This is a genomic window from Pseudomonas sp. V88_4, assembly GCF_029967985.1.
In the GTDB taxonomy this organism is placed as follows: Bacteria; Pseudomonadota; Gammaproteobacteria; order Pseudomonadales; family Pseudomonadaceae; genus Aquipseudomonas; species Aquipseudomonas glycinae.
Genome location: NZ_JASCAF010000045.1, coordinates 189,148 through 202,095, shown reverse-complemented (window position 1 = coordinate 202,095; position 12,948 = coordinate 189,148). Strand labels below are relative to the sequence as shown.

Genomic DNA, 12,948 nt, shown 5'->3' with positions numbered 1-12,948 from the left:
GCAAACCGCAATCTCGCCATCTGATTGCCATTACCCGGCCACAAAAAAACGCCCCACGCCAAAAAAATCAGGCGTGGGGCGTGCGTTATACCGCGAGACGGTTCTTGAATTCGGGTGGGAAACTTCAGCTCAAACGGCAATGCCTTTGCGGCATTGCAGTTGCGCGGTGCGTACCCGGGAAAAGGCACGGGCCAGGCGCAAAAGCATTTCGTCGATGTTGGCCTTGCTGACAGTGAGCGCCGGGGTGAAACGCAGGCAGTAGGCTTGTGGGGCGTTGAGCAGCAAGCCTTCGTGAAGCGCGGCTTTGACCACGGCCTCGGCGGAGTCTTCCGACAGGCTCAGTCCCCAGAACAGGCCCTGGCCGCGTAACTCTCCATGCTCATAGCGATGGGCCAGACGGGCGAGCCCTTCGCGCAGATGCTGGCCGTTGTCCCGGATCTGTTCGAGGAAGGCGCGATCCTGCACGCTGTCGAGCACCACAAGCCCTGCGGCGGTCATCAGCGCGTTGCCGTGATGAGTACCGCCCAATTCGCCGGGCTCGAAACAGCAGGCCTTGCCTCGTGCCAGCAGCGCCGCCAGAGGCACGCCACCGCCGAGGCCCTTGCCGAGCACGACGATATCGGCGCGCACCCCGTAGGACTGTTCGGCGAGCAAGGTGCCACAGCGGCCGATGCCGGTCTGAACCTCGTCGAGAATCAGCAGAATCCCCAACTCCCGGCACAAACGTTCGACACCCTTGAGGTAATGCTCGGTCGCCGGGATCACCCCGGCATCGCTCTGGATCGGTTCGAGCATGATTGCCACGGTCTGCGCATCCACCGCCGCATGCAGTGCCGGCAGGTCATTGAACGGCACCAGATCGAAACCCGGCAGCAACGGCGCGAAGCGGTTGTGCAGGTTGCAACTGTCCGACGCCGAAATCGTCGCCAGACTACGTCCGTGACAGCCTTGTCTGGCGACAATGATCCGCGAGGCGCCGCCGCGATGCAGCTGGCCCCATTTGCGCGCCAGTTTGATTGCCGCTTCACAGGCTTCACTGCCGCTGTTGAGCAGATAGGCCTGATCGCTGGAAGTACTGGCGCACAGGCGCTCGGCGAGGCTGAGCATGCCGCGGTTGTGCAGATTGAAGCCGGGATTGATCAGGGCCTGGGCCTGGCTGGCGATAGCCTTGACCAGCGCCGAAGGACTGTGGCCGAGGCTGTTGGCACCGCCGGCCTGGGAAAAATCCAGGTAGGCGCGATCATTGCTGTCCCACAGCCAGGAACCCTGGCCGCGAACGAATACCTGCTGCGGGCGCTCGACGCTGGGCATCAGACGCTCGGCATTCAAGCCATCAGCGGCATCCGATTCACGGGTTTCAAAAGCCAGGTCATCGAGGCTCGGCGTCTGGCGCCGCAAACTGAACAGATTCATTGAAAAAAACCTCGATCGAGGTTTTTTGAACTGCCTATGCAAACACTTTCAAAACAAACGCTGGTCATTGCGCTTTCCGGCCCTGTCAGCCTTGTGAATGCGGTTAGACTAGGCCGGTTCACGGCGTCGAGCCATTTCGATTTCCCAGCATTTTCGATAAGTGTTACTTATGGATTTCAAACAACTGCGTTATTTCGTCGCGGTCTACGAAGAAGGCCATGTCGGGCGCGCCGCAGAGCGCCTGTCGATCTCTCAGCCCGCACTGTCCCAGCAGATTCGCCACCTGGAACAAAACCTCGACGTCACCCTGTTCGAACGCAGCAGTAAACGCCTGTTACCGACCCTCGCCGCCCATACCTTGTACAACCACGCATTGCCCCTGCTCGACGGCATGCAGCGTGCGCGTGAGGCGTTGGGTAATTTCAAAGGGCAGGCGCTGCGCACATTGGCGATCGGCGTGCTGCAAACCGTGCACACCAGCCTGGTGCCGCAAATGCTGGAACGGGTGCGCAAGGCCCAGCCGCATCTGGTGGTGCAGATTTATGAACTGACGGGGCTTGAGATCGAGCGGCGTCTGCTCAACGGTTCCTTGGACATCGGCATCAGCTATCTACCTCCACGTCAGCCGGGGCTGCACGGTGTGTTGCTGTACGAAGATGAACTGACGCTGGTCATCCCGGCGGATCATCCGCTGCGGGAATTCAAGAAAGTCTCGATGAGCCAAGCTGCCGAATTGCCGATGCTCCTACTGGGCGAAGAATTTCAGATCCGCCAGATCTGGCAGGCTCAACTGGCCAGCCTCGGACGTCGCCCGCAAGTGCAGGCCGAGTTGAACAACATGGTGGGGATTCTCGACAGCCTGCCGCATACCCGCCTGGCGACGGTGCTGCCCGGCCGCTCGCAAAAGGAATACGACGATCAGGATCTGCTGTGGAAACCGTTAAGTGAGCCACGTGTACCGTTGAAGGTCGGACTGGTGTGTCGCGATGTGCAACGCCAGCAGGCGCCATTGGCCTTGCTGCGAACGTTGCTGGAAGAGGTGATGCAGCGTGAGGACAAACCGCTGAAAGGTGCGCCGCCGCTGGACGCGCTGAGCTGAAAACTTTTCTGCGGGCATAAGAAAACCCCGCCGAAGCGGGGCTTTGCAGACTGTTTCCCTGACATCCATTTCACTCCGCCACCCTGGCAGAATCCTACGTGTCCGTGTTGTTGCTTTGCGCTTCCTGCGCGACGTCCATGGAAAGTAGATTAGCTGTGGATCCAATCTACGCCTATGGGAGAACAGCAGCACGTCATGTAAGCGATCGCTTACATGACGTTACATCATCAGAACTGCGCAGCGTCCAGCAGGAACAGCGACTCGCTGCCGGCCTTGACCGACGCGCTCAACGAGTGAATCCGCGGCAGCAGACGGGCGAAATAGAACCGCGCCGTGCCGAGTTTGCTCGCGTAGAAATCGTCCTGCGCTTCTTTGCCCAGCGACGCCTTGGCCATCAGCGCCCACATGTACGCGTAAGCGGTGTAGCCGAATACTTGCAGATACTCGACCGACGCCGCGCCGATTTCGTTCGGGTTGGTTTTCGCCCGGTCCAGCAACCACGAGGTCAGCTCGTCGAGGGTGTCGACGGCGTCATTCAGCGGCTTGGTGAATTCGCCCAGATCGGCACTGGCGGTCGCAGTGAAATGGCGGATCTCGTCGGCGAACAGCTTGTAGAACGCGCCGCCGCTGCCGACGATCTTGCGCCCCACCAGGTCCAGCGCCTGAATGCCGTTGGTGCCTTCGTAGATCTGGGTGATGCGCACGTCACGCACCAGTTGCTCCTGGCCCCACTCGCGGATGTAGCCGTGGCCGCCGAAGATCTGCTGGCCGTGGACGGTGGTTTCCAGACCCAGATCGGTCAGGAACGCCTTGGCCACTGGCGTCAGCAAGGCAACCAGATCCTCTGCACGCTTGCGGGTGGCGGCGTCTTCACTGAATTTGGCGGTGTCGAGCTGCATCGCCACGTAGGTGGAGAACGCACGGCCGCCTTCGTTCGAGGCTTTCATGGTCAGCAGCATGCGACGCACGTCCGGGTGAACGATGATCGGGTCAGCGACCTTGTCCTTGTTCTGCGCGCCGGTCGGCGAACGGCTTTGCAGGCGGTCGCGGGCGTATTCGATGGCGTTCTGGTACGAGCGCTCGCCGGTGGCCAGGCCCTGGATGCCGACCCCCAGACGCTCGTAGTTCATCATGGTGAACATCGCGGCCAGGCCTTTGTTCGGCTCGCCGACCAGGTAACCCACGGCTTCGTCGAAGTTCATCACGCACGTGGCGGAGGCCTGGATGCCCATCTTGTGTTCGATCGAACCGCAATTGGCCGGGTTACGTGCGCCCAGGCTGCCATCGGCATTGACCATGAACTTCGGCACCAGGAACAGCGAAATGCCTTTCGGCCCCGCCGGTGCGTCCGGCAGTTTGGCCAGCACCAGGTGAATGATGTTTTCGGTCAGGTCGTGCTCACCGCCGGTGATGAAGATCTTGGTGCCGCTGACCTTGTAGGAACCGTCAGCCTGAGGTTCGGCCTTGGTGCGAATGATGCCCAGGTCGGTGCCGGCGTGTGGCTCGGTCAGGCACATGGAACCGGCCCAGACACCGGCGTACATGTTCGGCAGATAAGCGGCTTTCAGTTCTTCGCTGGCGTGGGCGTTGATCGACAGGCAAGCGCCGGCGGTCAGCATCGGGTACAGACCGAAGGACAGGCTGGCGGAGTTGACCATTTCTTCGACCTGAGCCGACACGGCTTTGGGCATGCCCATGCCGCCGTAGGCAGGATCACCGCCAACACCGACCCAGCCGCCTTCGGCATAAGTCTGATAAGCCTGTGGGAAACCGGCCGGCGTCGTGACAGCACCGTCGGCCCAGTGGCAGCCTTCTTCATCGGCGGCACGGCTCAGGGGCGCAATGCTTTTGCTGGTGACCTTGCCGGCCTCTTCGAGAATGGCTTCAACGGTTTCCGCGTCCACCGTCTCGGCCAGGGCCGGCAGTTCGGCCCAGAGTTTGGCGACTTCGAACACTTCATTGAGGACGAAGCGCATATCGCGCAGCGGCGCTTTGTAGTCAGCCATGGCAAACCTCGCAAAGATCTAAACAGGTGATTCGTGGAAGGGTGTTTTCGTTGATCTGGAGTGTAACCCAACAACTTTTGCGACACATAGGGTCAGGCGGTGACTGTTTTGTTATTTTTAGTCACCAGCAATCAACCATAAAGAAGCCCGCAATCAGCGGGCTCTTTTGTTTAACAGTGGCGTGTTACAGCGAGAACAACTGCGCCGGCAGTTTCATCAGGCAATCGCTACCCGCCTCGATCGCCGCACGATGCGCCGTGGTGCGCGGCAGCAACCGCTTGAAGTAAAACTCGCACGTCGCCAGTTTGCCCTGGCAGAAATCGCCATCACCCTCCCCCGACTCCAGCTGAGTCTGAGCGACCAGCGCCATGCGCAGCCACAGGTAGCCGAGAACGATGTAACCGCTGTACATCAGGTAATCCACCGAAGCCGCGCCGACTTCATCCGGGTTCTTCATCGCGGCCATACCGACCTTCATGGTCAGCTCGCCCCATTGCTGATTGAGGTCATCGAGTTGCGCGACAAACCCGCCCAGTTGCGCATGACCGGCATTGGCAGCACAGAACTTGTGAACGATTTTGGTGAAGTTGCGCAGCAGTTTGCCCTGGCTGCCGAGCACTTTGCGCCCGAGCAGATCCAGCGCCTGAATGCCGTTGGTGCCTTCGTAGATCGGTGCAATGCGGCAATCGCGAACCAGTTGCTCCATACCCCACTCGCGGATAAATCCGTGGCCGCCGAACACTTGCATGCCGAGGTTGGTCACCTCCAGACCGGTGTCGGTCATGAACGCCTTGCAGATCGGCGTCAGGAACGCCAACAGGTCTTCGGCCTCCTGACGCGCCTCGGCGTCCGGGCTCAGGTGCGCGACATCGAGCATCTGCGCGGTGAAATAGGTCAGCGCGCGGTTGCCTTCGTTGAAGGCTTTCATGGTCAGCAGCATGCGTCGCACGTCCGGGTGGACGATGATCGGATCCGCCGGTTTTTCCGGTGCTTTGGCGCCGGTCAGGGCGCGCATCTGCAGGCGGTCGTTGGCGTATTTGATTGCGCCCTGGAAACTCGCTTCGCCCAGACACAGGCCCTGCATCCCGGTGCCGAGACGCGCGTGGTTCATCATGGTGAACATGCAATTCAGGCCCTTGTTCGGCTCGCCGATCAGGAAGCCTTTGGCTTCGTCGAAATTCAGCACGCAGGTGGCCGAGGCCTTGATGCCCATTTTGTGCTCGATCGAGCCGCAGGAAACACCGTTGCGCTTACCCGCCTCACCGGAGGCGTCCGGGAGAAATTTCGGCACGATGAACAGCGAAATCCCCTTGGTCCCGGCCGGTGCGTCCGGCAGTTTGGCCAGCACCAGATGAATGATGTTGTCGCTCATGTCGTGCTCGCCGGCGGAGATGAAAATCTTGCTGCCGGTCACTGCATAACTGCCGTCGGCCTGAGGCACAGCGCGGGTCTTGATGATGCCCAGATCGGTACCGCAATGGGCTTCGGTCAGGCACATGGTGCCGGTCCACTGGCCTGCAGTAAGTTTGCGCAGATAGGTGTTTTTCTGTTCTTCGGTGCCGTGGGCGTGGATCGCCGACATGGCGCCATGGGTCAGGCCCGGGTACATGCCCCACGAGGTGTTGCTGGAGGCGACCATTTCGCTCATCACCAGCCCCAGCGAACTCGGCAGGCCCTGGCCGCCGTAAGCCGGATCTGCCGCCAGACCGTGCCAGCCGCCTTCCACGTATTGTGCGAAGGCTTGCTTGAAGCCTGTAGGCGTTGTCACCACGCCATTGTCGAAATGGCAGCCCTCTTCGTCGCCGCTGCGATTGAGCGGTGCCAGAACGTTCTCACAGAACTTCGCGCCCTCGTCGAGGATCGCGTTGATCATGTCCGGGCTGGCGTCGTGGGCGCCGAGAGCCGCGTACTGAGTGTGGAAGTCAAAGACGTGGTCGATCAGAAAGCGCATGTCGCGCAGGGGAGCTTTGTACTCGGGCATGATGGCTTCTCCTTCAGCAGATGGCTTCAACCTACTGCCGGCCACCCTGCCCCACAATCACTGTCCAGACGCTGAATGCGCCGTCATCACTCAACCTGCGGCGCTGTCCATGCGCACCGCGCCACGGCGGTTTTGCCCGAATGCCATCACACAGTTCCGACCTGCGCCCTTGGCACTGTAGAGCGCCTGGTCAGCGGATTTCAGCACCTCTTCCGGAGTACGTTGTTCCAGGCGTTCGGCCACGCCGATGCTGACCGTGACCGACACGCTGGACGCGCCCGAACCCGAGCGACGCTGACGCCCCTGCTGATCATCCTGCGGGCGACTTTCCTGATTGCGCAGTTGAATGTTGTAGGACGCAATCGACTCGCGGATGACTTCCAGGTGCGGCATGCATTCTTCGAGGGTCTTGCCCGCAAACACCAAGGCGAATTCCTCGCCACCGTAGCGATACGCCCTACCGCCGCCGCTGATTTTGGACAGCTTGCTGGCGACCAGACGCAACACCTGATCCCCCACGTCGTGGCCGTGGGTGTCGTTGAATTTCTTGAAATGATCGACGTCGCTCATTGCCAGCACATAGTTGCGACCCAGTCGCTGCATGCGCTCGTTGAGTGCGCGGCGGCCCGGCAAACCGGTAAGTTCGTCGCGGAAGGCCATTTGATACGCCTCGTGCGCTACCGCTGCCGCAATCATCAGCATGACCTGGCTGCACATGATGTTCAGGGTGAACGGCAGGATGAAGGTTTTCGGCAGCATCCAGAACACCCCGAGCAACCCCACCAGTTGCGCCGCGTGCAATGGACGCGGGTTGCGCCAGTATTGCCAGGCCAGCAGCAGGAACGCCGAGATGAACACCGGATACGACAACTGGATCAGGCTCATCCATGCCCCATGCAGCGCGGGCCAGCGGATCTCGGAAAGCCACATCAGCAAGGCCTGCGGGTAGCTTTGCTCGAGCCCCAGCGCCACGCTGCCAAAGGCCAGCAGCACGGCGAAGCGCGCGACCATGTCCTGAAACAGATGCGTGCGCTCCTGCCATGCGGCGAACAGACCGAACAGCAACGGCAGCAACAGACAGACCAAGTGGAACACCACGGCCGCATCTTCGCGCACCTTGCCGTTGTCGCGGTAATAGTCAGTCTGAGTGTCGAGCAGGAAGTAGGCGATGTACACCGTGACCATCAGAAACAGCTCGCGCTGGCGTCGGTAAACCGCACAGTACGAGCCGCCCAACAGCAACACCAAGGTCGGCAGCACGTTAAACAGTGAGGTGAAGAATACGTTGAGGTCTTTGACGTACGCAGCCGCCAACCCCGCGAGCAACAACAGCAGTGAAGGTAGAAAATGACTGAAACGTACAGCGGAAGAACGCGGCAAGGGAAAAAGCTCCGACCCGTCATGGCAAAGAGATGGCATTGTGCCTGCAATGTGGCCAGTTAAGCACACACAATGTGATCCAGATCACAGGCTGTCTCTTTAACGGCCGAAATCGGCAGTTGCTGAGTAATTCAGTAAGGTTTTTTGCGCAATGGCCGCCAGACGGCCACCATGGCCATCATTCTTGATGGCCATGGTGTGTTTTTATGCTCAGAGATCGTTGTAGAACGGCTGCAATGGCCCCTCTGCTGCCGGTCTGCCTTCGGCACCGTAAGGCTTGAGGTTGAGCGATGCGTCCATCGCCTGGCGAGTCGTGACTTTCGGACTGGCCGGACGCTGGGTCACAGCATTTTCATCGCCGATGTGGCCCTGCGGGATCACCAGCGACGGATGATCGAACGGCGCGCGCTCCCAAGCCACTCGCGGATCGGTCAGGCCGACCTCCATGAATTTCACCAGCGCGTCGATTTCGTCAGGCGTCAGGTTCAGCGCCGTCATGTCCGGGTCGAGGTTGGAGGTGTTGTGCTGGTTCACCGCCGGATGCTCGAAGCCACTGGTGTTGTTGGCGTCTTCACCGCGCCGGTCACCGCCTCGGTTGTAGAACTCCATCACCTGTTTGAGCGTCGAGCGGCTGCCGTTGTGGAAGTACGGGCCGGTCAGAGCGATGTTGCGCAGGGTCGGAGTCTTGAACGCGCCGTCCACCGAATCGCGGAAACCGACATTCGGCTTGAGCGTGGCATCGCACGGAATCGCCGCACTCAACGGGGCCTCGAACGTACAGACATCGACATCCAGAGGATCGACCGAGCGGCCGCCCTGCAACACGCTGTTGTACTGCCGGGTGAACGACCATGGATTGCCCCAGGCATCCGCGCCGCCCAGGGCCAGGTCTTCCGAGGTCGGGCGCACACCGGTGTTGTAGAAGCCGTTGTCGTAAAGGGTGGTCAGGTTGTCGGCCATCACCATCCGCTCGATGCGTTCGCGCGGGTGCATCAGCAAGCGGCTGGCGGCGTTGGTCAGCTCCGGTCCGCCGTGGCAATTGACGCATTTGCCCTTGCCGAGAAACAGGTTCATGCCCTCGACCTGTTGCGCGTTCATCGCCGTGTGATCGCCTTGCAGATAGGCATCGATCGGCGCCTGATCGGACACCAGCGTGGCCTCATACATCTGGATCGCCAGGCCGAAGAACAGCGGGAAGTTGGCCTCCATCTGGGTATACGGCACGCCGCCCACCAGAACGTTTTGCGTGGCGTTCCACAGCCGGGGCTGGAAGGCGTTCTTGATCAGCTCGCGATAGGTCGGACGCCGTGCGCCGGACACTGGAGCCAGCACCGAGTCGGTGGATGAGATCCGCTGCTGCTTGAGCATCAGCGTATCGAGCATCCTGCGACCAATGTCGGCAAAAGTGCGGCCACCGCAGGACATTTCCACCGGGCTGCCGGGCGGGCCGACGGCTTGCGAGGCGGCAGACGCATCGTTGAGCGCCAGCCGCACTTTGGTCGCGACCGTGCTGCGTTCGCTGGTCACATAGATCCCGGCATCCGGATCGCGATTGCCGAACGGCGAAAACCCGTTGAACACGTTGTTGGCACGACCGTCCCAGAAGTTGCGCACGTTGAATGCGGCATTGATCACCGACGGCGCATTGCGTCCGGTGCTACGACGTACGTTGATGCCACCGACCTGGAAAATACCGTCCGGCTGTTGAGTACATTTGTCGAAACGCGCCTGATTGGGTTTGACGAAGTTGGCGTCGAACACGCCCTGCGAGCCGACCACGTCGTCCGTCGAGTACACGATGGGCGAGTTGCGCTCCAGGGGGTTGCTCAGCACGTGGGTCGGGAAGTCGGTTTTCTTCAGCGTGTAGTTCGGGCCGCCCTTGCCGCCGGACAACGTCGCGTAGGACGCCACGTCACCGGGAATGTCCGAGGCTACAAAAGGCTTGTTGAAGATCGACGCGACGTTGGCGTTGGTATGCGCTTGGCCGGGGTTGAGCTGGTTGGTGATGCGGTGGTCGACGCCGGCGTGGTAGTGGCAGGAAGCGCAGGCCGTTGAGCCATCGCTGCCGATCTCCATGTCCCAGAACAGCGCTTTGCCCAGCAGGATCGCGGCCTGGCGATTGAGCACGTAGTCGGTCATCAGGTCGACCTTGCGCCCGCCTTCGGTTCCGGACGGATCGGGGGGCACCATCCCGCGCAGCGATTGCAGCGAAGGCACCTCCGGTACGGGAGGATCGACCACCGCGGGGTCGGCGGCCCAGGCGCTGTGGACTGACAGCGCGATGGGTAACCAGAAGGTCAAACGAGCGAGTCGACTGATGTTCATAGGCTTCACCCTGACTGTTGTTGTTAAGTGCCGGGCGTCTTGCTTCTTTGAGCAGGCAGTTCTGGTTAGCACCGGTAAATCGGGCAGTGCAATTAATTGGCCACTCTTCTGGAAACATTTTGAATCAATCACCGCAAGGGGTCGGCTGAGCAGCGCCCTCATCAATGCTGGGGAATCAGCCCCGGGATTGGGGAAATCCGGGCACAAAAAAACCGCTGCCCCCGAAGGAGCAGCGGTTTTTCGAAAGACTGCGTTGAGGCTTAGTAGCCCAGTGCGAAGTCTTCTTCTTTCATGTCCATCAGGTTGTTGGCGCCCGACAGCATGGTGGCCACGTGCGTACGGGTACGCGGCAGGATGCGCTGGAAGTAGAAGCGCGCGGTTTGCAGCTTGGCGGTGTAGAACGCCTCGTCGGTGGTGCCGGCAGCCAGTTTTTCGGCAGCCAGACGCGCCATGTCAGCCCAGAAGTAGGCCAGGCAGGCGTAACCGGAGTACATCAGGTAGTCCACGGAGGCCGCGCCGACTTCTTCGCGATCTTTCATGGCGGCCATACCGACCTTCATGGTCAGCTCGCCCCACTCTTTGTTCAGTGCAGCCAACGGTGCGACGAATTCCTTGACGGCTTCGTTGCCTTCGTTGTTCTGGCAGAACTTGTGGACGATCTTGGTGAAGCCTTTCAGCGCCTCGCCTTGAGTCATCAGCACTTTACGGCCCAGCAGGTCGAGTGCCTGGATGCCGGTGGTGCCTTCGTACAGCATCGAGATGCGGCTGTCGCGAACGTTCTGCTCCATGCCCCACTCGGCGATGAAGCCATGGCCGCCGTAGATCTGCACGCCGTGGTTGGCGGATTCGAAACCGACTTCGGTCATGAACGCTTTGGCGATCGGAGTCATGAAGGCCAGCAGTGCGTCGGCTTTCTTCTTCTCTTCTTCATCCACGCCGTATTTGACGATGTCGACCTGTTTGGCGGTGAAGTACACCATCGCACGGTTGCCTTCGGCAAATGCCTTCATGGTCAACAGCATGCGGCGTACGTCTGGGTGAACGATGATCGGGTCAGCGGCCTTGTCCGGCGCTTTCGGGCCAGTCAGGGAACGCATTTGCAGGCGATCGCGAGCGTATTTCAGGCCGCCCTGGAAACCGATTTCGGCGTGGGCCAGACCTTGCAGCGCGGTACCCAGACGAGCGGTGTTCATGAAGGTGAACATACAGTTCAGGCCTTTGTTCGCCGGGCCGATCAGGAAACCGGTCGCGCCGTCGAAGTTCATCACGCAGGTCGCGTTGCCGTGGATGCCCATCTTGTGTTCGATCGAACCGCAGGTCACGGCGTTACGGGTACCGACGGTGCCGTCGGCGTTCGGCAGGAACTTCGGAACGATGAACAGGGAAATGCCTTTGGTGCCGGCCGGTGCGTCCGGCAGGCGGGCCAGTACGATGTGGACGATGTTGTCGGCCATGTCGTGTTCACCGGCCGAGATGAAGATCTTGGTGCCGGAAACTTTGTAGGAACCGTCGGCCTGAGGTTCGGCCTTGGTGCGCAGCATGCCCAGGTCGGTGCCGCAGTGCGGCTCGGTCAGGCACATGGTGCCGGTCCATTCGCCGGAGACCAGTTTGGTCAGATAGGCTTCCTGCTGCTCTGGGGTGCCGTGCTCGGAGATGGTGTTCATCGCGCCGTGCGACAGGCCCGGGTACATGCCCCACGACCAGTTGGCTTCGCCGACCATCTCGCTGACAGCCAGACCCAGCGACTCAGGCAGACCCTGACCGCCGTGCTCGACGTCATGGGCCAGACTTGGCCAGCCGCCTTCGACGAATTGCTTGTAGGCCTCTTTGAAGCCGGTCGGGGTTTTCACGCCGGACTCGCTCCAGGTGCAGCCTTCGGTGTCACCCACGCGGTTCAGCGGTGCCAGCACTTGCTCACAAAACTTGGCGCCCTCTTCAAGAATGGCGTCAACCATGTCCGGCGTTGCTTCTGCGCACGCTGGAAGGCTCTGATAGTGCGCTTCGTAGCCGAGCAGTTCGTCACGAACGAAGCGAATATCACGCAAGGGGGCCTTGTAGTCAGGCATAGCGATAAACCTCTGCTGATGTAACCGGGAATGAACGACCGCGTTGATTTGTTGTGACGGTCAAACAGTTGTTTGAAACATACGTTTACGCCGAAATCTTGTCAAGCGTCGTTCTTTTGCCATTCGTCATCACATTTTCTGAAGCGCGGACACAGCACCGCGACATGCGCCCGACCGAGCCATGTGCACTGAAAAAAGATTAGTTGAGGGAGAAGGACTTACAACGAAAAACGCCGCGAACAGTCGCGGCGTCTGGCAAAGCGCGGATCAAAAAATCAGGCGAACGTATCGATGATCGTACCGAGCATTTCATCGGAAGCCTTCGCGACTTTCGTGCCCAGCTCCACTTGAAACTTGCCTTGGGCCATCTCGGCCATGGCGCTGCCCGGATCCATTTGCTGGCTGCGATCCACACTGCGCAGGCGATCGATCTGGGCTTCGGAAGACTGGCTGGTGACCGAACGCTCGATGGTGTTGTTGGCGATCTGGCTGGCGGCCTGATCGACGCGGTTCTGCCCGGTCTGGATAGTGCTCAGACCTGCATAAAAAGCTGTGTTTCCAGAGATTTCCATGGGAGCTCTCATCCTTGGGAAGGATCAATGGGTGCCATTGAACCAGAGGCGTCAGAAAAACACCCGTCAAAAACACTAATGGCACAGTGCCTTGTCATAGCCAAAA

8 protein-coding genes are annotated in these 12,948 nt (G+C 60.3%); 1 reads left to right on the top strand and 7 read right to left on the bottom strand.

Annotated features, from left to right (window positions below; translation table 11 throughout):
• Positions 1-129: 129 nt before the first annotated feature.
• On the bottom strand, positions 130-1,413 hold the full coding sequence (locus QLG12_RS24540; protein ID WP_282475363.1) for an aminotransferase class III-fold pyridoxal phosphate-dependent enzyme: 1,284 nt from the start codon (positions 1,411-1,413) through the stop codon (positions 130-132).
• 169 nt (positions 1,414-1,582) lie between these two features.
• Here QLG12_RS24540 and QLG12_RS24535 point away from each other — a divergent pair, with 169 nt between their 5' ends.
• On the top strand, positions 1,583-2,512 hold the full coding sequence (locus QLG12_RS24535) for a LysR family transcriptional regulator (RefSeq protein WP_197867318.1): 930 nt from the start codon (positions 1,583-1,585) through the stop codon (positions 2,510-2,512).
• Between the two features lie 227 nt (positions 2,513-2,739).
• Here the strand turns inward: QLG12_RS24535 and QLG12_RS24530 are convergent, their stop codons facing one another.
• From QLG12_RS24530 to QLG12_RS24505, 6 genes are all read right to left on the bottom strand, one after another.
• Positions 2,740-4,518, bottom strand: a complete 1,779-nt coding sequence (locus QLG12_RS24530) for an acyl-CoA dehydrogenase C-terminal domain-containing protein (RefSeq protein ID WP_011336234.1) — start codon at positions 4,516-4,518, stop codon at positions 2,740-2,742.
• A gap of 184 nt (positions 4,519-4,702) precedes the next feature.
• Complete coding sequence (locus tag QLG12_RS24525; RefSeq protein ID WP_282475362.1) at positions 4,703-6,499, bottom strand: acyl-CoA dehydrogenase C-terminal domain-containing protein; 1,797 nt, start codon at positions 6,497-6,499, stop codon at positions 4,703-4,705.
• A gap of 90 nt (positions 6,500-6,589) precedes the next feature.
• A complete protein-coding gene (locus QLG12_RS24520; protein WP_064380305.1) occupies positions 6,590-7,879 on the bottom strand; it encodes a GGDEF domain-containing protein in 1,290 nt (429 codons plus the stop codon).
• Between the two features lie 210 nt (positions 7,880-8,089).
• The gene (locus QLG12_RS24515; protein WP_064380303.1) at positions 8,090-10,204 is read right to left on the bottom strand and encodes a cytochrome c peroxidase; all 2,115 of its coding nucleotides are present in this window, start codon (positions 10,202-10,204) and stop codon (positions 8,090-8,092) included.
• Positions 10,205-10,464: 260 nt separating this feature from the next.
• Positions 10,465-12,270 carry a phenylacyl-CoA dehydrogenase gene (locus QLG12_RS24510; protein WP_011336238.1) on the bottom strand — a complete coding sequence of 602 codons (1,806 nt, stop codon included), beginning with the start codon at positions 12,268-12,270 and terminating at the stop codon, positions 10,465-10,467.
• A 275-nt stretch (positions 12,271-12,545) separates the two neighbouring features.
• Complete coding sequence (locus QLG12_RS24505; protein WP_108563403.1) at positions 12,546-12,842, bottom strand: pyrroloquinoline quinone biosynthesis protein PqqE; 297 nt, start codon at positions 12,840-12,842, stop codon at positions 12,546-12,548.
• Positions 12,843-12,948: the final 106 nt, after the last annotated feature.

Bases quoted from the DNA above. Each gene is read 5' to 3' on its own strand.
- QLG12_RS24505 (WP_108563403.1), bottom strand. From the start codon at position 12,842: ATGGAAATCTCTGGAAACACAGCTTTTTATGCAGGTCTGAGCACTATC.
- QLG12_RS24525 (WP_282475362.1), bottom strand. From the start codon at position 6,499: ATGCCCGAGTACAAAGCTCCCCTGCGCGACATGCGCTTTCTGATCGAC.
- QLG12_RS24510 (WP_011336238.1), bottom strand. From the start codon at position 12,270: ATGCCTGACTACAAGGCCCCCTTGCGTGATATTCGCTTCGTTCGTGAC.
- QLG12_RS24540 (WP_282475363.1), bottom strand. From the start codon at position 1,413: ATGAATCTGTTCAGTTTGCGGCGCCAGACGCCGAGCCTCGATGACCTG.
- QLG12_RS24515 (WP_064380303.1), bottom strand. From the start codon at position 10,204: ATGAACATCAGTCGACTCGCTCGTTTGACCTTCTGGTTACCCATCGCG.
- QLG12_RS24535 (WP_197867318.1), top strand. From the start codon at position 1,583: ATGGATTTCAAACAACTGCGTTATTTCGTCGCGGTCTACGAAGAAGGC.
- QLG12_RS24530 (WP_011336234.1), bottom strand. From the start codon at position 4,518: ATGGCTGACTACAAAGCGCCGCTGCGCGATATGCGCTTCGTCCTCAAT.